The organism is Rhabdothermincola salaria (assembly GCF_021246445.1).
Taxonomy (GTDB): Bacteria; Actinomycetota; Acidimicrobiia; order Acidimicrobiales; family Acidimicrobilacustridaceae; genus Rhabdothermincola_A; species Rhabdothermincola_A salaria.
In genome coordinates this window covers 52230-78299 of the sequence record NZ_JAJQXW010000003.1, presented here as the reverse complement: position 1 = coordinate 78299, position 26070 = coordinate 52230, and the positions used below count along the sequence as shown (strand labels likewise).

At 72.0% G+C, this 26070-nt stretch carries 25 protein-coding genes; 19 read left to right on the top strand and 6 right to left on the bottom strand.

Going from position 1 to position 26070, the window contains the following annotated elements; all coding sequences use genetic code 11:
- The first annotated feature begins 44 nt into the window (after positions 1–44).
- The 8 genes from LUW87_RS13605 (at position 45) to dapE (ending at position 8769) form a co-directional block, all read left to right on the top strand.
- Complete coding sequence (locus tag LUW87_RS13605; RefSeq protein WP_232671737.1) at positions 45–1511, top strand: MiaB/RimO family radical SAM methylthiotransferase; 1467 nt, start codon at positions 45–47, stop codon at positions 1509–1511.
- Positions 1512–1515: 4 nt separating this feature from the next.
- Positions 1516–2490, top strand: a complete 975-nt coding sequence (gene miaA / locus LUW87_RS13600; RefSeq protein ID WP_232671736.1) for a tRNA (adenosine(37)-N6)-dimethylallyltransferase MiaA — start codon at positions 1516–1518, stop codon at positions 2488–2490.
- An 8-nt stretch (positions 2491–2498) separates the two neighbouring features.
- Positions 2499–3314, top strand: a complete 816-nt coding sequence (gene dapF, locus LUW87_RS13595; RefSeq protein ID WP_232671735.1) for a diaminopimelate epimerase — start codon at positions 2499–2501, stop codon at positions 3312–3314.
- Positions 3307–4668 (top strand): GTPase HflX, encoded by a 1362-nt coding sequence (gene hflX, locus LUW87_RS13590; RefSeq protein WP_232671734.1) that lies wholly within the window; start codon positions 3307–3309, stop codon positions 4666–4668. Before dapF ends, hflX begins: the two co-directional genes overlap by 8 nt.
- Before the next feature lie 30 nt (positions 4669–4698).
- Positions 4699–5829, top strand: a complete 1131-nt coding sequence (locus LUW87_RS13585) for an aminotransferase class I/II-fold pyridoxal phosphate-dependent enzyme (protein ID WP_232671733.1) — start codon at positions 4699–4701, stop codon at positions 5827–5829.
- A 68-nt stretch (positions 5830–5897) separates the two neighbouring features.
- Positions 5898–6785 carry a hypothetical protein gene (locus LUW87_RS13580; protein WP_232672073.1) on the top strand — a complete coding sequence of 296 codons (888 nt, stop codon included), beginning with the start codon at positions 5898–5900 and terminating at the stop codon, positions 6783–6785.
- A gap of 54 nt (positions 6786–6839) precedes the next feature.
- Complete coding sequence (locus LUW87_RS13575; protein ID WP_232671732.1) at positions 6840–7664, top strand: 2,3,4,5-tetrahydropyridine-2,6-dicarboxylate N-succinyltransferase; 825 nt, start codon at positions 6840–6842, stop codon at positions 7662–7664.
- A 1-nt stretch (position 7665) separates the two neighbouring features.
- Positions 7666–8769 carry a succinyl-diaminopimelate desuccinylase gene (dapE, locus tag LUW87_RS13570; RefSeq protein WP_232671731.1) on the top strand — a complete coding sequence of 368 codons (1104 nt, stop codon included), beginning with the start codon at positions 7666–7668 and terminating at the stop codon, positions 8767–8769.
- A gap of 33 nt (positions 8770–8802) precedes the next feature.
- On the opposite strand, the gene lexA is transcribed toward dapE, so the two are convergent.
- On the bottom strand, positions 8803–9435 hold the full coding sequence (gene lexA, locus LUW87_RS13565; protein WP_232671730.1) for a transcriptional repressor LexA: 633 nt from the start codon (positions 9433–9435) through the stop codon (positions 8803–8805).
- Between the two features lie 355 nt (positions 9436–9790).
- Between lexA and LUW87_RS13560 the strand changes: the two genes are divergently transcribed.
- Both LUW87_RS13560 and nrdR read left to right on the top strand, forming a co-directional pair.
- On the top strand, positions 9791–10267 hold the full coding sequence (locus tag LUW87_RS13560) for a LysM peptidoglycan-binding domain-containing protein (protein WP_232671729.1): 477 nt from the start codon (positions 9791–9793) through the stop codon (positions 10265–10267).
- A 48-nt stretch (positions 10268–10315) separates the two neighbouring features.
- Positions 10316–10783, top strand: a complete 468-nt coding sequence (gene nrdR / locus LUW87_RS13555) for a transcriptional regulator NrdR (protein ID WP_232671728.1) — start codon at positions 10316–10318, stop codon at positions 10781–10783.
- A gap of 49 nt (positions 10784–10832) precedes the next feature.
- Here nrdR and LUW87_RS13550 read toward each other — a convergent pair whose 3' ends face one another.
- Positions 10833–11576, bottom strand: a complete 744-nt coding sequence (locus LUW87_RS13550) for a pyrimidine reductase family protein (RefSeq protein ID WP_232671727.1) — start codon at positions 11574–11576, stop codon at positions 10833–10835.
- Positions 11577–12155: 579 nt separating this feature from the next.
- Between LUW87_RS13550 and LUW87_RS13545 the strand changes: the two genes are divergently transcribed.
- The 3 genes from LUW87_RS13545 (at position 12156) to LUW87_RS13535 (ending at position 17498) form a co-directional block, all read left to right on the top strand.
- Positions 12156–14969, top strand: coding sequence for a vitamin B12-dependent ribonucleotide reductase (locus tag LUW87_RS13545; RefSeq protein WP_232671726.1), 2814 nt, complete (start codon positions 12156–12158; stop codon positions 14967–14969).
- A gap of 224 nt (positions 14970–15193) precedes the next feature.
- The gene (locus tag LUW87_RS13540) at positions 15194–16588 is read left to right on the top strand and encodes a hypothetical protein (protein WP_232671725.1); all 1395 of its coding nucleotides are present in this window, start codon (positions 15194–15196) and stop codon (positions 16586–16588) included.
- Positions 16589–16856: 268 nt separating this feature from the next.
- On the top strand, positions 16857–17498 hold the full coding sequence (locus LUW87_RS13535) for a hypothetical protein (RefSeq protein WP_232671724.1): 642 nt from the start codon (positions 16857–16859) through the stop codon (positions 17496–17498).
- Positions 17499–17622: 124 nt separating this feature from the next.
- Here LUW87_RS13535 and LUW87_RS13530 read toward each other — a convergent pair whose 3' ends face one another.
- A complete protein-coding gene (locus tag LUW87_RS13530) occupies positions 17623–18738 on the bottom strand; it encodes an NAD(P)H-dependent flavin oxidoreductase (RefSeq protein ID WP_232671723.1) in 1116 nt (371 codons plus the stop codon).
- A gap of 178 nt (positions 18739–18916) precedes the next feature.
- Between LUW87_RS13530 and dinB the strand changes: the two genes are divergently transcribed.
- The 6 genes from dinB (at position 18917) to LUW87_RS13500 (ending at position 24233) form a co-directional block, all read left to right on the top strand.
- Entirely contained in the window at positions 18917–20296 is a 1380-nt protein-coding gene (dinB, locus tag LUW87_RS13525) for a DNA polymerase IV (RefSeq protein ID WP_232671722.1), read from the top strand.
- Between the two features lie 50 nt (positions 20297–20346).
- Entirely contained in the window at positions 20347–20754 is a 408-nt protein-coding gene (locus LUW87_RS13520) for a PaaI family thioesterase (RefSeq protein ID WP_232671721.1), read from the top strand.
- Between the two features lie 198 nt (positions 20755–20952).
- On the top strand, positions 20953–21468 hold the full coding sequence (locus LUW87_RS13515; protein WP_232671720.1) for a VOC family protein: 516 nt from the start codon (positions 20953–20955) through the stop codon (positions 21466–21468).
- A gap of 302 nt (positions 21469–21770) precedes the next feature.
- Entirely contained in the window at positions 21771–22613 is an 843-nt protein-coding gene (locus tag LUW87_RS13510) for a hypothetical protein (RefSeq protein WP_232671719.1), read from the top strand.
- Between the two features lie 180 nt (positions 22614–22793).
- Positions 22794–23156 (top strand): hypothetical protein, encoded by a 363-nt coding sequence (locus LUW87_RS13505; protein WP_232671718.1) that lies wholly within the window; start codon positions 22794–22796, stop codon positions 23154–23156.
- Positions 23157–23255: 99 nt separating this feature from the next.
- Entirely contained in the window at positions 23256–24233 is a 978-nt protein-coding gene (locus LUW87_RS13500; protein ID WP_232671717.1) for an alpha/beta hydrolase, read from the top strand.
- A gap of 71 nt (positions 24234–24304) precedes the next feature.
- Here LUW87_RS13500 and LUW87_RS13495 read toward each other — a convergent pair whose 3' ends face one another.
- The 3 genes from LUW87_RS13495 to LUW87_RS13485 form a co-directional block, all read right to left on the bottom strand.
- Entirely contained in the window at positions 24305–24775 is a 471-nt protein-coding gene (locus LUW87_RS13495; protein WP_232671716.1) for a CoA-binding protein, read from the bottom strand.
- 146 nt (positions 24776–24921) lie between these two features.
- A complete protein-coding gene (locus tag LUW87_RS13490) occupies positions 24922–25182 on the bottom strand; it encodes a 2TM domain-containing protein (protein WP_232671715.1) in 261 nt (86 codons plus the stop codon).
- A 10-nt stretch (positions 25183–25192) separates the two neighbouring features.
- A complete protein-coding gene (locus LUW87_RS13485; protein WP_232671714.1) occupies positions 25193–26068 on the bottom strand; it encodes a fumarylacetoacetate hydrolase family protein in 876 nt (291 codons plus the stop codon).
- Between the last annotated feature and the right edge of the window lie 2 nt (positions 26069–26070).

Genomic DNA, 26070 nt, shown 5'->3' with positions numbered 1-26070 from the left:
ATCCGTCTGGGTCCCCGAGAGGGGGCCCGGTACCCTGGGCGTCCGTGACCGACGGCCGCACCTATGCCATCCGCACCTTCGGGTGCCAGATGAACGAGCACGACTCCGAGCGTCTGGCGGGATTGCTCGAGGCCGACGGGCTGGTGCCGGCCGCATCCCCGGACGATGCCGACGTGGTGGTGCTCAACACCTGCTGCATCCGTGAGAACGCCGACAACAAGCTCTACGGCACCCTCGGGCACCTCAAGTCGGCCAAGGCCGCCCGCCCCGGCATGGAGATCGTGGTCAGCGGTTGCCTGGCCCAGAAGGACCGTGACCTCATCGCCCAACGGGCCGGCCACGTCGACGTGGTCCTCGGCACCCACAACGTGCACCGGGCGGTCGATCTGTTGCACCAGGCCCGAGAGTCGGGGCCGGTGGTCGAGATCTGGGACGAGGCGCTCGACGAGGCCGAGGCCTGGCCCTCGGCCCTCCCGGTCCGCCGCGAGGTCGACCACGCCGCCTGGGTCACCATCCAGATCGGCTGTGACAACAACTGCGCCTTCTGCATCGTCCCCTCGGTCAGGGGTCGCGAGATCAGCCGGCCCTTCGGCGAGCTGGTCACCGAGGTGGAGCGACTGGCCGCCGACGGCGTGCTCGAGGTGACGCTGCTCGGCCAGAACGTCAACTCCTACGGCCGTGACCTGACCACGTCGCTGCGACGCGAGGACCCTTCGGGCACCGATGCCGATCTGGCCGGCGCGCTGTGGGCGGGCGACCCGGCCCGCCGGCCCCGACCGCTCTTCGCCGACCTGCTGGGTGCGGTCGCCGCTGTCGACGGCATCCGTCGGGTCCGCTACACCTCCCCGCACCCCAAGGACCTCCGGCCCGAGACCATCGCCGCCATGGCCGGCCACCCCGAGGTGTGCCCCCACCTCCACCTCCCGCTGCAGTCGGGGAGCGACGACGTGCTGGCCGCCATGCATCGGGGCTACACGGGGGCGCGCTACCTCGAGAAGGTGGCGGCGGCCCGAGCGGCCATCGACGACCTGGCCCTCACCACCGACATCATCGTGGGCTTCCCGGGGGAGACCGCCGCCGACTTCGAGGCCACGCTCGAGGTGGCTGCCACCGCCGAGTACGACTCGGCCTACACCTTCATCTACTCGCCGCGGCCCGGCACCGAGGCCGCCGAGCTCACCGAGCGCTTCGTCGACCCCGCGGTGGTGGGTGAGCGCTTCGACCGGCTCCGGGTCGTCGTCGAGCGCTCGGCCCTGGCCAAGCACCAGGCCCGCATCGGTCGCACCGAGGAGGTCGTGGTCGAGGGCCCCTCCAAGCGTGACCCCTCGGTGCTCACCGGCCGCACCACCCAGAACAAGCTCGTGCACTTCGCCAGCGAGCGACCCCTGCGGGCCGGAACCCTGGCCGAGACGCTGGTCGTCGGGGCCGGGCCCCACTTCCTGCGGGGCGAGCTCGTCGAGGTGCTGGCCGCACCGCGTCATCGCACCCGCATCCCCGTCGTCTCCGTCTGATCTCGTGCCCCCCCATGCCCCCGCCGGCTATCGCCCGGGTGGCCGTCACCTGGCGCTGGTGGGGCCCACGGCCTCGGGCAAGTCCGCGCTGGCCCTCGAGGTGGCCCGACGCCACCCCGAGGTGGAGATCGTCACCGTCGACTCGATGCAGGTGTATCGGGGCATGGACGTCGGTACGGCCAAACCCACCGCTGCCGAGCGCGCCGAGGTGCCCCACCACCTCCTCGACCTGGTCGACCCCGACGAGGAGTACACGGTCTCGCGCTTCAAGGCCGACGCCTACGCAGTGCTCGCCGACATCGAGGCCCGCGGCCGGCGGGGCCTGCTCGTGGGCGGGACGGGCCTCTACTTGCAGGCCGTCGTGGACGACCTGCAGATCCCCGGGCGCTACCCCGAGATCCGATCCGAGCTGGATGCCGAGACCGACACCGTCAGCCTCCACGAGCGCCTCCGCGCCCTCGATCCCCTCGCCGCGGCCCGGATGGAGCCCACCAACCGGCGTCGGGTGGTGCGGGCGCTCGAGGTCACGCTCGGCGCCGGACGTCCGTTCTCGTCGTTCGGGCCCGGTCTCGAGTCGTACCCGCCGACACCCTTCCCGGTCGTCGGCCTCCGCCTCGAGCGGCCGCTGCTCGACGCGCGCATCGAGCACCGCTACCAGACCCAGATGGCCGACGGGTTCCTCGAGGAGGTGGTCGCCCTGACCGCCCGCCCCGGGGGGCTGTCGCCCACGGCCCGCCAGGCGTTGGGCTACGCCGAGATCCTCGACCACCTCGAGCACGGCACCCCCCTCGACGAGGCCCTCGCCACCGCCGTCACCCGCACGCGCCGCTTCGCTCGCCGTCAGCAGCGTTGGTTCCGCCGCGACCCGAGGATCGAGTGGCTGGACCTCGGTCCCGCATCCCACGGCGGAGCCGGGCGCATCGATCCCCCCGACGAGGAGAACGCCGTCGCCGCTTTGGCGTCGATGCTGAGAGACTGAGACCCATCATGCAGCTCACCAAGCACCACGGACTGGGCAACGACTTCCTCGTCGCGCTCGAAGAGGTCAACGGCCCCCTCGACGTGGACGCCGACCGCGCCCGCGCGCTCTGCGACCGCCGTCGGGGGGTGGGCGCCGACGGCCTCATCGTCGGGCGCCGCCCCCGCCCCGACGACGGTGAGGGCATCGCCGTGGTCATGGAGCTCTGGAACGCCGACGGCAGCCGGGCCGAGATGAGCGGCAACGGCATCCGTTGTCTCGGGCACGCCATGGCCATGGCTCGCGACGAGCACGAGGTGCACTACCTCGTCGCCACCGAGGGCGGTCCCCGTCACCTCGTTGTGCACGACGACGCCGAGCACCGGGTGGCCACGGTCAGCGTCTCCATGGGCTCGGTGGGCGCCGGGCCGGAGGTGCCGGCGTCGGTGGCCGAGCGCCTCGGCGAGCGACGGCACGGCACCGCCGACCTGGGCAACCCCCACCTCGTCGTGCTGGTCGACGACCTGGCGTCCGTCGAGCTCACCGGAGAGGGCTCCTGGTTCGAGCAGCGCTTCCCGGCGGGGGTCAACGTCGAGTACATCACCGTGGAGCCCGGCACGGACACCATCGAGCTGCTGGTCTGGGAGCGCGGGGCCGGTGCCACCGCGGCGTGCGGCACAGGCGCCACCGCCGCGGCCCACCTCGCCCACAGGTGGGGTCTCGTGGGTGCCCAGGTCCAGGTGAGCATGCCGGGCGGCACCGCCGACGTCGTGCTCGGCGGCGACGAACCGCTCCTGATCGGCCCCTCCCAGCACGTCGCCACCCTCGAGCTCGCTGATGGGTGACGACGGCACCGGCCGTCGCCGCGACCCGGCTTCGACCGGCGCGCCGGGGGGCCACCGCGGGGCGTTCGGCGACTTCGGTGGTGAGTCGGGTGGGCTCATCGACCGGGCGTTCCGGGAGCAGATCGTGCTCGTGGGGGTCACCCGGCCACCCGAGACCGAAGAGGACACCGAACGCCACCTCGACGAGCTGGCGCTGCTGGTCGACACCGCCGGCGCCGACGCCGCCGCCACCATGGTCCAACGGCGTCAGACCCCCGATCCGGCCACGTTCCTCGGTGCCGGAAAGGTCGAGGAGCTCCGGGCCCTGTGCGAGCAGCTCGATGCCGACACGGTGGTGTTCGACGACGAGCTCAGCCCCGCTCAGCAGCGCAACCTGGAGAAGGCGCTGGGTCGTACCGCCATCGACCGCACCGCGGTGATCCTCGACATCTTCGGCCAGAACGCCCACTCCCAGGAGGGCAAGGCCCAGGTCGAGCTGGCTCAGATCCGCTACCGCCTGCCCCGCCTGCGAGGTCGCGGCACCCAGATGTCGCAGCAGCGCGGCGGCATCGGCGCCCGCCAGGGTGGCGGCGAGACCCAGCTCGAGGTCGATCGGCGCCGGTTGCTGCGCCGCATGCACAAGCTCGAAGCCGAGCTGCGCGACGTCTCACGCGTGCGCGCCACCCAGGCCAAGTCGCGCCAGCGATCCCGCCTGAGCACCGTCGCCATCGTCGGGTACACCAACGCCGGCAAGTCGACGTTGCTCAACCGCCTCACCGACGCCGGCGTGCTGGTGGAGGACCGCCTCTTCGCCACCCTCGACGCCACCACCCGCCGGTTGCAGCTCCCCGGCGGCGAGGCGGTTCTGGTCACCGACACGGTCGGGTTCATCACCAAGCTGCCCCACCAGCTCGTGGAGGCCTTCAAGTCCACGCTCGAGGTCGTGGTCGACGCCGACCTGTTGGTGCACGTCGTCGACGGCTCCGGCCCCGATCCCGAGACCCACATCGACGCGGTCAACACGGTGCTCGACGAGATCGGCGCCGGGGAGGTGCCCCAGCTCGTGGTGGCCAACAAGGCCGACCTCGACCCCGTCGCCGCCCGGCGACTGGCCCGCGCCCACCCCGGCTCGGTCGCCATCAGCGCCATCACTGGCGACGGCGTCGACGTGTTGTTGCGCACCATCGGCGATCGCCTCCGGGGCCTGGCAGAGGTCGTCGAGCTGGTCGTGCCCTTCGAGCGCGGCGACGTGCTGGCCTCGTTGCACCGCGAAGGGGAGGTGCTGGTCGAGACCGCCACCGACGAGGGCATGTCGGTCCGGGCCCGCCTCGACGAGGCGTCGGCCAGCCGGCTGCGCGACTTCGTCGTCGAATGAGGCCGACCCGATCGGCGAGACTGGCCGACGATGACGCCTCCAGGTGACCAGCCGGGCTTCGTGCCCCCGCCCTACCCCTACGACCGCCTGCGCGAGCTCGAGCCCCTGGCCGCCGCCCACGAGGGCGGCGTGGTCGACCTCTCCATCGGCACCCCGTGCGATGCGCCGCCGGCGTTCGTGCTCGACGCGCTGTCCTCGTCGGGCACCGAGCGGGGGTACCCGGCCTCGATCGGGTCGCCGGCGTACCGGGACGCGGCCGCCGGATGGCTGGAGCGTCGCCTGGGCGTGACCGTGGCGGTCGACGAGCTCGCGGCCTGCATCGGGACCAAGGAGTTCGTCGCCGGCCTGCCCCACTGGCTGCGCCTGCGCGATCCCTCGCGCGACACCGTGCTGTACCCCGCCATCAGCTACCCGAGCTACGCCATGGGGGCCACGCTGGCCGGGGCCCGAGCGGTGCCCGTCCCCCCGGGCCCCGACGGCGCTCCCGACCTCGACGCCATCTCTGCCGACGACGCCTCTCGAGCCCTGTGCCTGTGGGTCAACGTGCCCGGCAACCCCACCGGAGCGGTGACCGACCTCGGGCCTGCGGCCGCCTGGGGGCGAGCGCACGGCGTCCCCGTCGCCAGCGACGAGTGCTACGTGGAGTTCACGTGGCAGGGCCCTCGCCGCACCATCCTCGAGCACGGCACCGACGGGGTCCTGGCCGTGCACTCGCTGTCGAAACGCTCGAACCTGGCGGGGGTGAGGGCCGGGTTCTACGCCGGCGACGCCGAGCTGGTGCACTACCTGTCCGAGCTCCGCAAGCACGCCGGGTTCATGGTGCCCGGACCGGTGCAGGCCGCCGCCGTGGCCGCGTGGCGCGACGACGCGCACGTCGACGAGCAGTGCGGGCGCTACCTGGCCCGCCTCGACCTGCTGGCCGACACCCTGTGCGAGCGCGACATCCTTGCGGCGCGGCCCGACGGTGCCTTCTACCTCTGGGTGGCAGCACCCGACGGCGACGCGTGGGGGCTGGCCCGGCGGCTGGCCGCGGAGGGCGGCGCCCTGGTCAGCCCGGGGGAGTTCTACGGACCCCAGGGGGCGGGCTTCGTGCGCATCGCCGCGGTCCAACCCGACGACCGCCTGGAGTTGCTGGCCCGCCGTCTCCGTGGTGTCGGCTGAGCCACCCCGCACCGACCCCGCCCAGCGAATTCCCGCGCGCGGGCCGGCGCGTCGGCAATAGTGAGCCCATGGCGAGTCCCGTGAGTTCCCCGAGCCAGAAACCACCGAAGCTGCCCAAGGCAGGGTTCTGGTGGGCGCTGCTCATCTTCCTGGCCACGGCGATCGGCGGCGTGGCGATGATCGTCGTCTCGGTCGGCACGATCGCCAGCACCATCGACGGCTTCGCCGAGATCGACGTGCCCGACACCGCCGAGGTGCGCCTGGGCGAGGGTGAGTACTGGATCTTCGCCGGGAGCCCGACCGACATCGGCCTGGGCCAGGTCGACGTGCGCATCACCGCTCCCGACGGCGGCAGCCTGTCGCTCGAGTCCGACTTCGGCCAGTACGAGGCCGACTCGGGCGGCGACCAGTTCAGCTCGCTCGGCAGCGTCGACATCGAAGAAGCGGGCGTCTACCTCTTCGAGACCGACGGCCCCCCCGACACATCGGTGCGCATCGGCAAGATCCCCGTCAGCCGCATCGTGGGCCTGTTCATCGGTGGCATCGTCGTCGGGGCCCTCGGCTTCCTCCTCGCCGTGATCATCCTCATCGTCACGCTGGTGCGACGGGGTCGCAAGAAGAAGCAGCTGGCCGCCACCTACGGCGGTCCCGGTGGGTACCCGCCGGCGCCCGGTGGCCCCATGCCGCCGCCGGCTCCGATGCCGGGCCAGGCCCCGACCCCGCCGCCGCCCGCGGCGCCGGCCCCGGGGGCTGGTCCGCCCCCGTCGCCACCCGCGGCGCCGACTCCGCCCTCCGCCCCGACTCCGCCCCCCGCCCCGACTCCGCCCCCGCCGGCGCCCACCCCGCCGCCACCCGCGGCGCCGACTCCGCCTCCGCCGGCGCCCACCCCGCCGCCACCTGCGCCCGGCTCGGTGCCGCCGCCGCCCCCGCCGGGCCCGCCGCCCGCCCAGGGCTGATCACGCCCATCCGGGGGCGGGAGGCCCACCGGCGGGCAGGTAGCCTGCGCCGCCATGGCCGATCTCGCTGCAACCATCGACGAGCTCTGGGAACGCCGGAGCGAGCTCACCCCCGACGACCAGGACGCCAACACCGCCATCGGCGAGGCGATCGCCCGGCTCGACCGGGGTGACGCCCGTGTCGCCGAACTCGATGCCTCCGGTGAACCCGTGGTCCACCAGTGGCTCAAGCACGCCATCCTGCTGTACTTCCGCCAGTCGCAGATGGCCACCACCGAGCTCGGCCCCTTCGAGTACGCCGACAAGATCCCGCTGAAGTCCGACTACGCCGCCGCCGGGGTGCGGGTCGTGCCCGGTGCCTCGGCTCGCTACGGCTCCTTCCTCGACCGGGGGGTGGTGCTCATGCCGAGCTACACCAACATCGGCGCCCGGGTGGGGGCCAACACCATGGTCGACACCTGGGCCACCGTCGGCTCTTGCGCCCAGATCGGCGCCAACGTGCATCTGTCCGGGGGTGTGGGCATCGGGGGCGTGCTCGAGCCGCCTCAGGCGGCACCGGTGATCGTGGGCGACGACTGCCTCATCGGCAGCCGCTGCATCGTCGCCGAGGGCGCCCGGGTGGGCGACGGGGCCGTGCTCGGTGCCGGCTGCATCCTCACCGGGTCCATCCCCGTCATCGACGCCGAGACCGGCGAGGAGCTCAGCCGCGGCGTGGTGCCGTCCTGGTGCGTCGCCGTGTCGGCCACCCGCAGCCGCACCTTCCCCGGCGGGGAGTTCGGTCTGCCGTGCGTGCTGGTGATCAAGCGCCTGTCCGAGGGCGAGCGCCACGACAAGGCCGCCCTCAACGACGTGCTGCGCACCCATGGCGCGGCCACCTGAGATGACCGCGTCACCCCTCACCGTCGGTGCCGGGGTCGATCTGCTCGCGCTCACCGCCGAGCTGGTCGACGTGGCCTCACCGTCGAGGGAGGAGGCTCCCCTGGTCGACCTGCTCGAGGACCGGCTCCGGGCCGCCGCCCACCTGGAGGTCACACGCGTCGGTGACAACCTCGTGGCTCGCACCAGACTCGGCCGTCGGTGGCGCCTGGCCCTCGCCGGGCACACCGACACCGTGCCGGCCAACGGCAACGACGTGGCCCGTCTCGTCGGCGATCGCCTCAGCGGGGTGGGCTCGGCCGACATGAAGGGCGGTCTGGCCGTCATGTTGCAGCTGGCGCTGGAGGTGAGCGAGCCGGCGGTCGACTGCACCTACGTCTTCTACGCCCGCGAGGAGGTCGGGTCCGCCGAGAGCGGGCTGGGCGAGCTCTTCGACCGACGCCCCGACCTGCTGGAGGCCGACGCCGCCCTGCTCGGCGAGCCCACCGAGGGCGCTCTCGAAGCCGGCTGCCAGGGCACGATGCGCCTGCGCGTCACCCTGCGGGGGGCGCGGGCCCACACCGCTCGGCCGTGGATGGGGCGCAACGCCATCCACCGCCTGGCCGGCCTGCTGGGCGACCTCGAGGCCTACGTCGAGCGGCGCCCGGTGATCGACGGCTGCGAGTTCCGCGAGGCGCTCCAGGCGGTCTCGGTGCAGGCCGGCGTGGCCGGCAACGTCGTTCCCGACCAGGCGGAGCTGGTGGTCAACCACCGCTTCGCACCCGACCGCAGCGCGGAGGAGGCCGAGGCGCACGTGCGCGAGGTGCTCGGCCCGTGGCTCACGGACGGCGACACCGTCGAGCGCACCGAGTGCGCGTCGGGCGCAGCTCCCTCGCACACGCACCCGCTCATCGCCACCCTGGTGGAGCGCAACGACCTGGCCGTGCGGGCCAAGCTGGGATGGACCGACGTGGCCCGCTTCGCGGCCCGGGGGGTGCCGGCCGCCAACTTCGGACCGGGCGATTCCACCGTGGCCCACACCCAGGGCGAGTACCTCGACCGGCGCCATCTCGATGCCGTGTGGACGGCGACCCACGACCTGGTCACCCGGGGCCCGGACGTCGCCTGAGCGACGCCGGGCCCGACCGGCTGGGCGTGGTGATCAGAGCTTGCGCAGCACGGTGACGACACGGCCGTAGACGGCCACGTCGTCGGGCTCGAACTCCATGGGTTCGAGCGACGGGTTGGCGGGCACCAGTACGACCAGGTCGCCCTTGCGGGTGTAGGTCTTGACCGTGGCCTCGTCGCCGGGGATGCCGGCCACGACGATGTCGCCCTTCTCGGCGGTCTCCTGGGCGCGGGCCACGATGAAGTCGCCGTCGAGGATGCCGGCGTCGATCATCGAGTCGCCGCGGACCCGCAGCATGAACAGCTCGCCGTCGCCGCAGAAGTCCTGGGGCAGCGGCAGGATCTCCTCGACGTTCTCTTCGGCCAGCACGTCGGTGCCGGCGGCGACGTCGCCCACCAGGGGGACGTGACGCACCGGGCGACGTTCCATGGACGCGCCGGAGTTGGGGTCGTAGCGGACCTCGATGGCCCGCGGCTTGGTGGGGTCGCGCCGCAGGTAGCCGAGGCGCTGCAGGGTGTTGAGCTGGGAGTGCACGCTCGAGGGGGAGAGCAGGCCCACGGCATCGCCGATCTCGCGGACCGACGGGGGATAGCCCCGCTCGGACATGTGCTGTTCGATGACGTCGAGGATCTGCTGCTGACGCTTGCTGAGCCGGGTGGTTGACATGGTCCCCTCCGCGGGGTGGTCCCGGGTCCGTCGGCCCGGGTGTGGGCTGAGGTCGGCACCGACTGGTGTCGACGAACGCTCGTTCGTGCCGAGGGTACCCCGGCCGAGGTGGTGAGGCAAACACCCGTTCGAAAATCACTTGACGGCGAACGGCTGTTCGTGGTTCGCTCGCACTCTAGCGAACAGCCGTTCGGCACCGGTGGACCCACGCGGTGGACCCCCGGGACCCACCTGGGCCCGGACCCACTCCCGGTCGGCCCGCCCCGCCTCGTCGCCCCACCTCATCGCCCCACCTCATCGCCCCGCCCGGACCTCCCGGCCGGCACTGTCCCACCCCTTGCGGAGACTGAACGCCATGACCGCCGTCCTCACCACCAGCACCCCCGCACCGTGGCACGACCTCGAGCCCGCCCCCCGGGGCCGGGTCGCCCCGTCCCGGCCGCAGCTCCGCGTCCTCGACGGTGGCCGGGCCGCCGTGCGGGCCCAGCGTCGCCGCACCGTCCGGCCCGAGCCACTCGTCCTGGTGGCGGGCCTGGTGCTCGCCGCGTTGGTCGCACTCGTCCTCGTCGGCGTGGCCAGCCTCCTCGGCGCCGGTGCTGCCGCCCCCGGGCCGGCACCGACCGCCATCGACGGCGCCGGGGCGGTCGCCACCGCCCCGGCCGCCTCCGTCGCCACCGAGGTCGTGGTGCGTCCCGGCGACACGCTCTGGAGCATCGCCGCCTCGTTGCGCCCCGACGGCGACGTTCGCCCGGTGGTCGACGCCCTGGCCCAGCGGGCCGGGGGTGCCGATCTCGTGCCGGGGCAGCGCATCGATGTCCGTGGCCTGAGCTGAGGCCCTGGCGGTGCGGGGGCGGTCCCTCGGGCCGGTAGCGTCGGCCTCGTGCGCTGCCCGGCCTGTACCCACCTCGACGACAAGGTCGTCGATTCGCGCCAGGCCGACGACGGCGTCACCATCCGGCGCCGGCGCGAGTGCCTGGCCTGCGGGCAGCGCTTCACCACCTTCGAGCGTCTCGAAGAGGTGCCGTTGGTGGTGGTCAAGCGGTCGGGCGACCGGGTCCCGTTCGATCGGTCCAAGATCTCGGCCGGGGTGGTGGCGGCCGCCAAGGGCCGACCTGTCACCCTCGAAGCCGTCGAAGACCTGTGCACCGACCTCGAGAACCTGGTGCGCCAGTCGGGCGGGGAGATCGCCAGCGAGCGGCTCGGGCTGGCGGTCCTCGAGCGGCTGCGCGATCTCGACCAGGTCGCCTATGTGCGCTTCGCCAGTGTGTACAAGGGCTTCGACGACCCGTCGGACTTCTCCCGAGAGATCCGCCTGCTCACCAAGAGCACCGCACCGAAGCGACATTGACGCTCACCGGCCGCACCGGCAGCCGGGGTGGGCCAGGTGGGCCGGCCTGTCAGCCCCGCCGATAGTTCAAGAAGAGGTAGCCCTCGTCGTCGGCGGCCACCCGGTGCAGGACCATGCCCATCGGGGCCGGGGGCAGCGGTCCGTGGGCGGCGCGAGCGGCATGCCCGGCCACCAGGCGCGGGGCCAGGGTGAGGCACCACTCGTCCACCAGCCCGCCGGCCACCATCTGGCCGTTGAGCGACGGGCCGCCCTCGCACAGCACCATGGCCATGCCCCGGCGGGACAGGTCGCCCAGCACCTCGGTCAGGTCCAGGTCCTCGTGGTCGGCGGCCACCACCTCGGCCACCGCCGCCAGCCGCCGGCGCCGCTCGTCGGGGGCGTCGGACCCCACGTACACGAGGGGGCGGGGGTCGTCGCTGGTGAACAACGGCAGGCCCGGATCGAGGTCGGCTCCCCGCGTCACCACGGCGATGGACGGCACCGGGTCCTGTCCACGGGCGGCGCGTGCGGCGCGCACGGCGGCCGAGGGCCGCGCCGGGCCGTAGTTCTCGGCCCGGACGGTGGCGGCGCCCACCACGATGGCGTCGGGCAGCGCTCGCACCGCCCGGAACATCCGGGCGTCGCCCTCGCCGCCCAGCTCGCCCGAGAGCCCGTCCACGGCCGTGGCCCCGTCGATGCTGGCGATCATGTTGACCATCACCCAGGGCCTGGTGTCGGGGGAGGGGCGGGGGTCGTCGGCCAGGCGTTGCTCGATCGCCACGTCGTCGTCGGGCCGGGGCCACAGCTCACGCATCGGTCGAACCGTAGGCCACGACGCCGTCATCCCCCGGCTTGTGGACGTCGACACTCGAAATCCACCGGCAATTCACAGCGTTGTTCCCCTTACCCTCCACAGGGCGCCTTCCCTAGGGTGAACCGCCGTGGGTACCAATGCTGCGGCGCGAGCGACGGATGGTGGCTGGCGTCTTGACGTTCGTGGTGGCAGGACGACGCCTTGAGTGGGTCCCAGGGGGGAATCGCTCTACCTGGCGTTCGCGCCGCAGCAACCCGGCCAGAGGTCGGGAGGGTTCGATGAACGCTGATGACAATGTCGGCCGGAACCGTTGACAGCGGCGTAATTACTCTGGTGTAATCCCTCGACATCTTGTGGTTCCCGACCTGCGGGGGGCATGTCCACCACAAGATCTTGTGTTCGCCTCAGAATCGAGCCGCAGGGCGACGCAGGCCTCGCCCACCCGACCACCCGGCAGGGCCACCCGGGCCCGCACCGTCGCCGGTTCATCGACCATCGCAGCGCCGCAGCACCCGCATCGCCCGCAGCACCCTCTCGACCATCCCGAAGCAGCGCGACACCTTGCGCGAAGGAGCACCCATGGCCCTGGCACCCGAGCAGGCCGGCATCGGCATCCGCCGTCACTTCACCACCGAGGGGACCCACCCCTACGACATGGTCGAGTGGGAACGCCGCGACGCCCGCATCTCCAACTGGAAGACGGGCGAGGTGGCCTTCGAGCAGCTCGGCGTCGAGTTCCCCGTCGGGTGGTCGCTCAACGCCACCAACATCGTCGCCCAGAAGTACTTCCGGGGCACGGTCGGCACCCCCGAGCGCGAGTGGTCACTCAAGCAGGTCGCCGATCGGGTGGTCGACACCATCACCGAGTGGGGCATCCGCGACGGCTACTTCGTCGACGACGCCGAGGCCCAGGCCTTCTCCGACGAGTTGAAGTACCTGATCATCACCCAGCGGGCGGCCTTCAACTCGCCGGTGTGGTTCAACATCGGCGTGGCGGGCGTGCCCCAGCAGGCCTCGGCCTGCTTCATCCTCTCCGTCGACGACACCATGGACTCGATCCTCAACTGGTACGTCGAGGAGGGCACCATCTTCAAGGGCGGCTCGGGCGCGGGCATCAACCTCAGCCGCATCCGTTCCTCCAAGGAGCTGCTCAAGGGCGGCGGCACCGCGTCCGGCCCCGTCAGCTTCATGCGCGGCGCCGACGCATCGGCCGGCACCATCAAGAGCGGCGGCAAGACCCGCCGGGCCGCCAAGATGGTCATCCTCGACGTCGAGCACCCCGACATCGAGGAGTTCATCTGGTGCAAGGCTCGCGAGGAGAAGAAGGCCCGGGCCCTCGAGGCCGCCGGCTTCGACATGACCCTCGACGGTGACGACATCACCTCCGTGCAGTACCAGAACGCCAACAACTCGGTGCGCGTCACCGACGACTTCATGCAGGCCGTGGTCGACGACGCCGACTGGCACCTGCGTGGCGTCCTCGGCGGCGAGGTCATCAGGACCGTCAAGGCCCGCGACCTCATGCGCCAGATCTCCCACGCCGCGTGGGAGTGCGCCGACCCGGGCATGCAGTTCGACACCACCATCAACCGGTGGCACACCGCGGCCAACACCGGCCGCATCAACGGGTCGAACCCCTGCTCGGAGTACATGCACCTCGACAACTCGGCGTGCAACCTGGCCAGCCTCAACCTGCTCACCTTCCTGCCGGTCGGCGGGGCCTTCGACACCGATGGCTTCAAGGCGGCGGTGGAGTGCGTGTTCACCGCCCAGGAGATCCTGGTCGGCAACGCCGACTACCCCACCGAGAGCATCGGCGAGACCTCCCGTCGCTTCCGCCAGCTCGGCATCGGCTACGCCAACCTGGGCGCCATGCTCATGGCGCTCGGCCTGCCCTACGACTCCGACGAGGGCCGGGCCCTCGCCGGCGCCGTCACCTCGCTCATGACGGGCCACGCCTACGCCACCTCGGCCCGCACGGCAGCCCGCATGGGCCCCTTCGCCGGCTACGCCGAGAACGAAGAGCACATGCTGCGGGTGCTCGACCAGCACCGCAGCGCGGCGGCCGAGATCGACGAGGAGCTGGTGCCCCACGAGCTGCTCAGCGCCGCCCAGCAGGCATGGGACGCCGCCTGCGAGATCGCGGCCGAGGTCGGCGTGCGCAACTCGCAGGCATCGGTGCTGGCTCCCACCGGCACCATCGGGCTGATGATGGACTGCGACACCACCGGCGTGGAGCCCGATCTCGGGCTGGTGAAGATGAAGAAGCTGGTGGGCGGCGGCACCATGTCGATCGTCAACCAGACCGTGCCCCGGGCCCTGGCCCGCATGGGCTACACCCCGGAGCAGGTCGCCGAGATCATCGCCTACATCGACGAGAACATGTCGATCATCGGTGCGCCCCACGTCGCGGCTGAGCACCTGCCGGTGTTCGCCTGCTCCATGGGCGACAACACCATCCACTACTCGGGACACGTCCGGATGATGGGTGCGGTCCAGCCCTTCATCTCCGGCGCCATCTCCAAGACGGTCAACCTCCCCGAGGAGGCCACCGTGGAAGAGGTCGAGCAGCTCCACATCGACGCCTGGCAGCTAGGCATCAAGGCCGTCGCCATCTACCGTGACAACTGCAAGGTGGCCCAGCCGCTGTCGGCCTCCAAGAAGGACGCCGACACCGCCGACGGCGACACCGCCGCCGTCGAGGTGGTCGAGAAGGTCGTCGAGCGCGTGGTCGAGCGGATCGTCTACGAGCCCGTCCGCCAGAAGCTGCCCCGCACCCGCACCTCGAAGACCTTCGAGTTCCGGGTGGCCGACTGCAAGGGGTTCGTCACCGTCGGCGAGTACGAGGACGGCCGACCCGGCGAGATCTTCGTGCGGGTGTCCAAGCAGGGCTCCACCCTCGCCGGCATCATGGACGCCTTCGCCATCTCGGTGAGCCATGGCCTGCAGTACGGCGTGCCGCTGCGCAGCTTCATCGACGCCTTCACCGGCATGCGCTTCGAGCCCGCCGGCATGACCGACGATCCCGACATCCGCATCGCCAACTCGCTGATGGACTACCTGTTCCGCCGCTTGGCCCTCGAATACCTCTCGGTGGAGGAGCGCGCCGAACTGAACATCCTCAGCACGGCCGAGCGCATGCAGCCCACGCTGCCGGGGGTGGAGGAGACCATCGTCGAGACCAACCAGGGTCGCGAGATCGCCTCCGATCCGCCGTCGATCGAGTCGGTGTCGACGCTGATCGCCGAGACGCAGAGCTCGAGCCGGGTCATGCGCGAGACCCACACGGTGAGCCACGATGCGCCGATGTGCATGCAGTGCGGCGTGGTCATGCAGCGTTCGGGCAGCTGCCATGCCTGCCCCAGCTGCGGCACCACCAGCGGCTGCAGCTGATGTGAACGACCACGAGAGGTCACCGGGTTCTCGGCCCCGGTGACCTCTCGATCGGTCGAAGCCGTCCGGTCAAGGGCGCGTGGGCGATCGTGACCCGCTTCATCGCGCTGGAGGCCCGAAGCCGCACGACCTCGTCGGGGCTGGAGTAGCACTGGTACAGCTCGGCGAGGCTGCTCCGATCGGCCAGCCGACCCGCGATTCGGCAGGCGCCGTATCGTGCGGAGATGGTCGAGGAGGGCGCAGGAGTTGTGGCCAGGCGTCTCACGGTGTTGTACGGCACCGTCGAGAGGCTCTTGTCGGTCGACTACGTGCACCTGCACGACGTGGACTGGGACGAGCACCCCCGGTTGGTCGGACGCTTCGGCGTCGTCGGCGAGGACGAGCCGCAGCGTGAGGTGCGCGAGGTCGTCTACATCGGGCGCGGTGCCATCGTGCCCCTGCGAACCGAGGGTGTCCCGCGCGTGCTGCCCTACCGGCTCGACCCCGAGGTGCTCCCGTTGCCGCGCGACGCCTGGGCCGAGGCGCTGGCCGACGCGACCGACGGTCTGGTCGGGCGGGAGACCCAGGTCGTGGCCCTCCTCGAGGGTTCGGTCGTCGTCATCGCCGCCGGTGACGACGACGACCGCCCGGCGGAGGTGGCCTGTGCCATCGCGGAACAGCTCGACGCCCTCCGTCTGGACCCGGCCGCGCCGTCCACCGTCCCTCCCCCCACGCCGTTCGTGCTCCCGCGTCGCTGGGGGACGGAGGCGCACTGGCGTCCGGCACCGGCTGGGCTGTCGCTCACCGAGGGAGCCGCCGCGTTGGTTGTGCACTTCCGTGGCGAGCTGTCCGCCGATGGCAGCCGACACCTCGTCGTCACCGTTCCCTCGTCGTTCGATCCGGAGGTGCGGCGTCGGTACTCCCTCGGCCGCCTCCGGCCCTTCTTCGACGACGAGGACCTCGTGGTGCGCCGGCTCGTGGCGATGATGGGTGAGTCGGGGAAGTCCGTCGAGGAACTCGAGCTACGGGACGGTCTCGTGGTCGTGATGGGCCACGACGACCCCTCCGGCCACCGCGATGCCGAGGTGGTCGCCGCCGCAGGGGCCGTCTCCGGTGCGGCGCCGGCGCTGGCCGTCTCACCGGGGCTCGAACGCACCCGTGACGCGGCCCGCAGATGGGGGCATCCCGAGCGGGCGTTCCGCGAGCCCCGCTTCCCGGCCGCACAGTGGGGGATGCACCGGCGTTCGGCCGGCGACGCCCGGGTCGAGCACACGGCCGACACGACGTGGATCGATCATCGCCGGTCCTTCCTCGGTCACGCCATGACGGCCGCGTGGATGAACCGGGCCGTGCCCGGCCCCGTCGGGCGGGTCCGTGGGCGCGGAACCCACGACAGCCTCGAGATCGACCCGGGCACGGACCCCGAGCTGGTGGAGCGCGTCACCCGCAGCCTGCGGGAGAGGGCCATGCCGGGGCCGTTCGAACTCGTCGCCACGCCGGACCTCGTCTGGGCCGTGGTGGAGGCCGTCGGGCGGGGACCCCGCCACGGGCCCACCCTCGGTACGGTGCCGGAGCTCCTCCGGACGCTCGTCGGCCACGCCGCCGCCGATCCCGTGGTCCGTTCGCCCCGAGGCGCCTGAGCGGGTCAGTCGGGAGCGACAGCGAGGAGAGGGTTCGATGGCGGCCGAGGCCGTGAGGGGCCGCTGGGCCAGCGAGCTGTTCCCCTCTCGACCACGAGCCACCCCGGCGCGAACCCGTGGCGCCCGGCTGGCTGGCTCGGCAGGTTCACGCGTGCGCCGCTGCTACCCATTTCGAGGGATGGCACTACCTATTCCGGGGGTAGACCCTGGTACCACGGTCGGAGGCCTGCGTACGTTGTCGCCTTGGGCAACGACCGGGGAGGTTGCGATGCGGGCCACAGCGATGGCAGTGATCGTGCTGGTGGTGGCTGCCACGGCAGGTTGCGGCGGTGACGGCGACGATGCCGACGGATCGGGCGCTGGCGCGGCCGGCGATGTCACCGACGTCGTCGATGGCTCGTCCGCCGACGATGGCGATGGCGAGAGCGGCGACGACGAGATGCAGGACGTGATCGACGGCCTCGACTTCGGTGACGGTGGCGCGCGGGTCACGATCGGTAACACGACCTACGAGTTCGAGCTCGGCGGGAACTCGACCGTCGGATCGACGACGTACATGGGCGTGTGCCAGACCCTGTTCGGCATGATCGCCGGCACCGGCTACGACACCGAAGGCCGCGCCATCACCATCGACTTCGAGATCCCACCCCCCGACTGGGAGACCTACGAGGACGGGCGCTTCGAGGATTCACCGCCCCGGATCGAGATCGAGAACAGCGACGACGACACCGGCTGGCTCGCGGGCCAGACCCGGGCCGGGCTGGATGCCGGGTCGAGCCAGATCGTCGACTGGGAGAGCGACGGCGATCGGGCCTCGGGCACCGCCACGTTCGTCGCGATGGAGCCCTGGGGCGCCCCGGTCGAGGGAGCCGAACCCGTCACCGGCAGCTTCGAGTTGGGCTGCGGCTGACCGGCTGACCGGCTGACTCACCGACACGACTGACGACTGACGACTGACCCGGACGGACCGACCCGACCGGAGGAGGGCGTGCCCGTCGCCGCCGGCGGAGACGGCGACGGGCGGGCGCACGGGATCAGCCGTCGACCTTCATGCCCTCTTCGAGGCGCTCGACGGTCTCGATGTACTCCTCCACCAGTCGGAACATGACGTCGCGCACCGGGCGTACGTCGTTCATGGTGCCCACGATCTGACCGACCGGCGCGAAGGCCAGGTCCTTGCGGCCGGAGCGGGCGATGCGGGCGTTGGCCTCCGAGGTGAGGATGTTCTGCAGCGGCATGCCGAGGGGACCGGGGCCCTCCGGGTCGGTCCACGCGTCGGTCCACGAGTTGCGCAGCATGCGGGCCGGCTTGCCGGTGTAGCAGCGCGACCGGACGGTGTCGGCCGAGGTGGCGTCGAGGTAGGCCTGCAGCACGGCGGGGCCGGCGCTGCTCTCGGCGGTGGTGAGCCACAGCGAGCCCAGCCACACGCCCTGGGCGCCCAGGCTGAGCGCCGCCGAGATCTGGCGCCCGGTGCCGATGCCGCCCGCGGCCAGCACCGGGGCGGGGGCCACGGCGTCGACCACCTCGGGTACCAGCACCATGGTGGAGATCTCGCCGGTGTGGCCGCCCGCCTCGTAGCCCTGGGCCACGATGACGTCGACGCCGTTGTTGATGTGGCGTTGGGCGTGCACGGCCTTGCCCGCCAGGGCCGCCACCTTCACGCCGTGCTCGTGGGCCTTGTCGATCACGTCCTTGGGCGGTGAGCCCAGCGCGTTGGCGATGAGGCAGATGGGGTGGGCGAGGGCGATGTCGACGTGCTGCTGGGCGACGTCATCGGTCCAGCCGAGCACCCCGCCGGCCTCCTCGCCCTCCGGCAGCGGCGGCAGGTCGAAGCGCTCCATCAGCTCGTCGACGTAGCGCCAGTGGTTGGCATCGATCATCGACTTGATCTGGGCCATCATCTCGTCGCGGTTCTCGCCCTCGACGTCGACGGACTTCTGGGGCATGACCGTGTCGACCCCGTAGGGCTTGCCGTCGATGTTGTCGTCGATCCAGTCGAGCTCCGTCTCGAGCTGCTCGGGACTGAAGCCCACGGCCCCGAGCACACCGAGGCCGCCGGCCTTGCTGACGGCGGCCACCACGTCGCGACAGTGGCTGAAGGCGAAGATGGGGTACTCGATCCCGAACATGTCGCACAACGGGGTTCGCATGAGGCTCTCCTGAAATCGGCGGTGGGCCCCGGTCTAGCGCGGGTCCATCGGTCGATGTCGCCGATCGGAGGCGGACGGCCCGGTCCCGATCGGGGCGCGGAGCCCCGGCGCTGCACAGAACAGCGGCACGACGGCGACACCGCAGAGGGGCAGAACAGATGTTCGCTAACATCGGTGCATGGCGGGCGATGCGGCGACGATCCTGCACGCCGACCTCGACGCCTTCTACGCCTCGGTCGAGCAGCTCCTCGATCCCGACCTGCGGGGTCGGCCGGTGGCGGTGGGAGGTGGCGTGGTGCTCGCCGCCTCCTACGAGGCCAAGGCCCACGGGGTGACCGGGGGCATGGCCGGCTGGCGGGCTCGCCAGCTCTGCCCCGACCTGGTCGTCGTGGGCGGGCACTTCGCCGAGTACCAGCGCCTCGGCGATGCCGTCATCGACGTCTGCCGCGACATCACCCCGCTGGTCGAGCGCATCTCCATCGACGAGGCCTTCCTCGACGTGGCCGGCGCCGTCCACCTCTTCGGCGATCCCGCTGCCATCGCCACCGACCTGCGACGCCGGGTGCGCGACGAGCTCGGTCTGCCCATCTCGGTCGGCGTGGCCACCACCAAGCACCTGGCCAAGGTGGCGTCGCAGGTGGCCAAGCCCGACGGCCTGGTGGTGGTGGCTCCGGGAGAGGAGCGGTCCTTCCTCGCCCCGCTCCCCGTGGAGCTGCTCTGGGGGGTGGGCCCGGTCACGAGGGAGCGGCTGGCCGCCCGGGGCATCCGCACCATCGGGCAGCTCGCCGACGCCGCCCCCGACACCGTGCGCCGCCACCTCGGTGAGGCCGTCGGCTCCAAGCTGGCCGACCTCGCCGCCAACCGAGACCCTCGCCCCGTCGAAGGGGGACGACGGGCCCGGTCGGTCGGGGCGCAGTCGGCGCTCGGCCGCCGCCGGGCCACCGACGAGACGTTGTCGGAAGTGCTGGGATTCCTCGCCGACCGCGTCGGCGGACGCCTGCGGCGCAAGGGGCTGGCCGGACGCACGATCACCGTGCGGGTGCGCTTCACCGACATGTCGTCGGTGACCCGCTCCACGACCCTCCCGTCAGGAGTGGCCGGCACCCGCACCCTGACCGAGGCGGCCCTCGCCCTGGCCCGAGCGGCAGTGTCGGGCCAGCCGGTGCGCCCGGAGGACCGGCAACCTCGACCCGCCGACCCCGACGATCCTGGCCGTCCGGAGATCACGCTGCTGGGCCTGTCGGTGGCCAACCTCGGTCCGGACCTGCCGGTGCAGCTGGAGCTCCCGCTCGACTCGGGTCGGGGCGAGGCCCGGTCGGTCGGCGCCGCCGCGGGGCCGCGGTCGGCCGGCTCCCACGGCGCTGCGGGTCGGGCGGCTGTCGAGAGGGCGGTGGACGAGCTGCGGGACCGCTTCGGTCGTGATGTCGTGGGCTACGCCCGCGTCGCCCTCCGAGCTGATAGAGGGGTCCCCGACGCCTTCCGGGAGCTGGCCGAGTCCGACGGGGACGCACCGGCTCCGGCTCGTGACGGTCGCCCGGCTCGTCGTGGTCCCCCGTGACAGCGCACCTGGCCCCTGCGGTCCCGGTCGCGACGTGGCAGCATGCGCGAGTGGCCGAGGGGGAGGAGTACGGCAGGTTCCCGTTGCGGGACCACCTGGGGATGGACGTCGGCGGCGACGCGCCCGGCGAGGCGTGGGCCACGGTCACCGTGGGGCCCGAGCACCTCAACCCCAACGGCGTGGTCCACGGTGCCGTGCTGTTCGCCATGGTCGACACGGCCATGGGTCGCGCCGCCATGTCGGTGCTCGAGGCGGGCCGCTTCTGCGCGTCGGCCGAGGTGCAGCTGCGGTTCATCCGGCCGGCCTCGGGTGGGACGTTGCGCGCCGCCGTCTCGGTGGTCAAGCGGGGCAAGGCCATCGTCCACCTCGAGGGCCGCGTGCACGACGACGCCGATCGTCTGGTCGCCACCGCGGCCGGGACCTTCGCCGTCATCGAACTCCCGTCAGGCACCGGCTGATCCGGCGCACCACTCTCGAGGGGGGACCTTGACCAAGAGCACCCACCTCCTGACCTGACCGGGCTGCGGACCTCGTCGACGGCGTCGAAGCGTGGATGGCGCTGCGGGCCGAGTGAGCGGACGCCAGGTGGGGATCCGGTCCCCGACGGTAGGGTTGTTGTGCGCGCAAGAAGATGCGTGCAGGCCGAGGAGGCTTCCGTGCCGGTGACCCGTTTGAACCACGCCGTGCTCTACGTCCGCGACGTCGAGGTGAGTCGCGCCTTCTACGAGGAGGTGTTGGGCTTCCGCACCAAGGTGGCCATGGCGGGGCAGGCCGCCTTCCTGCAAGCCCCGGCCTCCACCAACGACCACGACCTCGGCCTGTTCCAGATGGGGGCAGCGGCCGGACCCTCCACCGCCGGTCGCTCGACCGTGGGCCTCTACCACCTGGCGTGGGAGGTCGACACGCTCGCGGAGCTGGCCCGCCTGCGCGACCTGTTGGCCGAGCGGGGCGCACTGGCCGGCGCGTCGGACCACGTGACCACCAAGGCCCTCTATGCCCGCGACCCCGACGGCATCGAGTTCGAGGTGAGCTGGCTGCTGCCCGCCGACCTGATCACCGACGAGGTGCGGGCTCGCGGCCTGCAGACGCTCCCGCTCGACCTCGACGCCGAGATCGACCGCTACGGGCTCGAGACGCGCGGCGGCGTGGGCGTCTCCATCCCCACGCCCTGAGGGCTCGGTCGCCCGGCACTCCGCGCCCGTCGCGCTAAAGGCTCGCCGAATGGTTGCCGAGAAAACTGGGCAACCTGGACAGTTGTGAGTCGGCACACCATTGGTGGGTCGTTCGGGCCATCTGCGGGGCGACGGTGTGACAGGGGCCATACCGTTTGCCTCGCAATGGTTCGCCCGGCCCAGTCGATGCGTCCGTTCGGCTCATGCGATCGATCGCCCCGCGGGCGCATCGTGGGTTCAGGACCTGGACACCTGGACAGCTGGAGGAACCCGTGGCGACCGCACGCAACACCACTCGACGCATGAGAGGCGATTCGGGAGCTTCGCTCGTCGAGTACGCGCTCTTGGTGGCGGTGGTCGCGGTGGTCGTCGCGGGTTCCCTCACGTTCCTGGCCGACGGATCGAACGAGAACCTCGAAGCCGCCGCCGACGGCATCGGGTCGACGACCACCGAGGGCACCGACGCGGGCCCCGGCGACACGAGCGCAGGTGGTGGCAACGGTGGCGGCGCGAGCACCGACACCACCGCACCGCCCACCACGGACCCGGGCCCGGCCGACGATGACGACGGTGAGGACGGCCGCGACGGTGAGGACGGCCGCGACGGTGAGGACGGCCGCGACGGTGAGGACGGCCGCGACGGTGAGGACGGCCGCGACGGTGAGGACGGCGACGACGGCAGGGACGACGACGGCAGGGACGACGACGGCAGGGACGACGACGACGGCAAGGACGACGAGGTCGAACAGGTCGCCCTGCCGAACGGCGGCACGCTCGCCTCGACCGGCACCGACGCCCGGCTGTACTGGTGGGACTCCCACAGCAAGAAGGGCCAGTGGGTGGCTGCCACCTCGTTCGCGAACGAGTCGGATCGCCACCAGTACCTCACGCTCGAGGTGGTGAGGATCACCGCGGAGGGGAAGCGGACCACCAAGGTGGTCAAGAACTTCTACGTGGCCGCCCGAGGATCCGCCACCTTCGAGGCGTGGGACAACGATGTGCAGGCCAAGGGCACGACCAAGCACAACGTCGAGACCGTCGAGGTCCGCGTCACCTCGGTCCGCACGTCCGACGCCGACTGGCGCGATGTCGTGTACTCCACCGACGGTCCGACCTCCACCGTGGCCGCTCCGGACCTCCCCTGACCTCGTCTGACCAGCCCACCCCCGTCGCCGCCCGGGCACGCGCCGCCGGTACCCGACGTCCCGTCGACGGTGGCGTGTGAGGCAGGTGAGCGCCCGCTACCGTGCTCGGTCGTGGATCGACCTGCGAGTGGCACCCCTGGATTCGTCGCCGACCCCTCGGGTGCGCAAAGCTCGACGGTCGTGAGTTCCAGCCGCCCGCTGACACCGTTGTGCCCCGATGCGGGGTGCGACACCACCGAGGCCGAGCAAAACGCGGCGGTCACCAAGGCGTTCAGCACCTCGGTCGTGGTGTCCGCCGTGCGGTGCCTGCTCACCTACATCCTCTTCCCCTGGGTCCTTCCCCTCCTGGGGTGGGCCAGCGGCGTCGGGCCCGTCATCGGGCTGGTCGTCGGGCTGGTGGCCATCGGCTTCAACGTCGCCAGCATCCGCCGCTTCATGGCGTCGGGCCACAGGTACCGCTACTGGATCTCGGCGCTCAACGTGGCCGTCATCGGCCTGCTCGTGGTGCTCGTCGCCCGGGACATCAGCGACCTGATCTCCTGACCAGCCGTCCGTCCCGGCCGTCCGTCCCGACCGTGGGTCGCCGCGGCCCGGTAGGGTCGGCGCCCGCCGGCGCACGGTGCGTCGAGTAGGGGGAACGCCATGCGGCTGTGGTCCGAGGAGTCCGAGGAGCAGCGCGACGAGGCCCGGGCCGTCGTCACCGCCGGGATGGCGGCCATCGCCGAGGCCTTCGCCGGGCAGGGCGAGCCGCCGGCCGACATGCACGAGCGCGCCTTCTTCGCCCGCACGTCGTTCGCTCAGACCTTCCCTGCCGCAGAAGGCAGCGGCGTCGATCGCGAGCTCGCCGGTGTGCCGTGCCGGCTCTTCGTGCCCGACGGGCGGGCCAGCGCCGTGTACCTGCACTTCCACGGTGGTGGCATGATCCTGGGCGCGCCGGTGATGAGCGACCCGGCCAACGCCGCGCTGTGCCGTGACCACCAGCTGGCGGTGGTGTCGGTGGACTACCGGCTCGCCCCCGAGCACCCCCACCCGGCCGGACCCGACGACGGCCTCGCGGTGGCCGAGTGGCTGCTCGAGAACGCGGCGGAGACCTTCGGCACCGATCGGCTGCTCATCGGCGGAGAGTCGGCTGGGGGGTACATGGCCGCCGCGGTGCTGCTGCGGTTGCGCGACGAGCTCGGGGCCGGCGACCGCGTGGACGGCGCCAACCTGGTGTTCGGGGTCTACGACTGGGGGCTGTCGCCGAGCCAGCGGGGTGTGCGGGCCACCGATGGTCCCGACATGTTGGACCCCGACGGCATCGCCATGTTCGGTGAGTGCTACCTCCCCGGTACCACCCTCGAGGAACGTCGGGCCCCGGAGATCTCTCCTGCGTTCGCCGACCTGCGGGGCCTCCCGCCGGCCCTCTTCTCCGTTGGCAGCGCCGACCATCTGCTCGACGACACGTTGCTGATGGCCACTCGGTGGGTCGCCGCGGGCAACGAGGCCGACCTGTTCGTGGCGCCCGACATGCCCCACGGCTTCCAGGCCTTCCCCTGTGCCATCACCACTGCGTGGAGTCGACGCACCGACGAGTGGTTCGCCGACATCTTGAACCGACCGGCGCGCGCGGCCGGCTGAGCGGCCCGGGTCGACCACCGGTCGGCGGGGAGGGCCGAGCGTCGACGACGGGTGGGTTCAGCGGGTGGGCATCAGGCGGCGACGCGCCGCCCGGCCAGGAAGCGGTGGAAGCGGTGGATGCCGTGCACCGGTTCGTCGAACATCATCGGGCAGGCTCCGTCGATCAGCTCGACGCCGGCGTCGCGGGCCACGGCGACGGCTTCGTCGCTCACCGCCCCGGGACCGCCGCCCTTGTGCAGCCAGACCCGCGGCACTCCTCGATCCACGGCGTCGCGGACCACGCCGGCGGCCGCCGCCGCGGGCACCATGACCAGCACACCGTCGACGGGATCGGGCACCTCGCTCAGGCTCCGGTAGCTGGGGCGACCTTCGAGCTCGGCGCCGTCGGCGGCGGCGTTCACGGCGTAGAGGGTGCGCCCTCGCCCGTCGTCACGCAGGTGGCGATAGACGGTGTTGGCGAAGTCCTTCGGGTTCCGTGAGACCCCGACCACGGCGAGGTGCTGCTGGTCGAGGAAGGAATCGATGAGCGCTCGGCTGGGCATGGCGACCTCCTCCGTGCGGCGCGCCCCACCCGGACGACGGCGGGCGGGCCGCGCCTCGCATTCCGTGTCTCGTCTCGGGTACCACGGTCCTCGCGTCGGCGATGACGGGGCAAGAGTCGAACGGCCCTCGTCGTCGACCCGAAGCGTCAGCCTTCGTCCATCTCCCGGCGGATCTCGTCCTCGCTGATCGGACGCTTGCCCTGCAGCGCTTGCCACTGGCCGAGCAGGGCGAACGCGAAGCCGATCATGGGGAACACCGGCCAGAAGAAGCCACCGCCGGCGACGGCCCAGATGACGATCAGCACCACGGTGAGCAGCGCGAACGTGCCGGCCTGGATCTTGAGGTTGCGACGCGCCTTGATCCGGGCGATCGCCGCACGGCGAGGATCGTCGAGGTCGTCGGTCATGGCGGGGAGCCTATGGCGTCACCTCGAGGTCGCTCGGGGACCGTCCGGGGGCGACGCACTGGTTCCGCATGGTCCCGAGGCCCTCGCCCCAGGAGGTGAGCACCGCGCCGGGGGAGAGGAATCGGCCTCGAGCCAGTCCGACCCCGCTGGGCGTCCCGGTGAACACGAGGTCCCCCGGCGTGAGGGTGCAGATCGAGGACAGGTAGGCCACCAGCTCCTCGACGGCGAAGATGAGGTCGCTGGTGCGGCCCCGCTGCACCTCCTCGCCGTCGACGGCGCAGCCGATCTCGATGTCGTCGCGATCGGCGAAGGTGTCGGGCGAGACCACGAAGGGCCCGAGCGGGCCGAAGCCGTCGAAGCTCTTGGCCAGGCTGAACTGGGGTCGGGCCCCGGTGTTCTGGAGGGTGCGCTCGGAGATGTCCTGGCCCAGGCAGAGGCCGGCGACGTGGCGCCAACCCTGGTCGCGGGGGATGTGCCGACCGCCCGTGCCGATCACGACCACCAGCTCCACCTCCCAGTCGGTGGTCGGTCCCTCGATCGGGATGTCGGCGGTGGCCGGGGCCAGGCAGCTGGGGAACTTGGTGAAGGTGAGCGGGGCAGGCGGCACCTCCGCGCCGGTCTCGGCGGCGTGGGTGCGGTAGTTGAGGCCGATGCCGAACACCTTCGAGGGTCGAGGGACCGGCACCCCGAAGGTGACCTCGTGGACGGGTCGGGCCCCGGGAGCATCGAGGGAGAGGGCATCGGCGTGGCGGTGGAGCTCGCCGTGGCGGGTCACGGCGGTCATCGGGTCGGCGAGGGCGGGGTCGCCGGTGAGGTCGGCGAGGTCGAGAGCTGCGTCGTCGCCCACCAGGGCGGCCCGGCCGTCGAGGGTGGCCAGTCGGAACATGG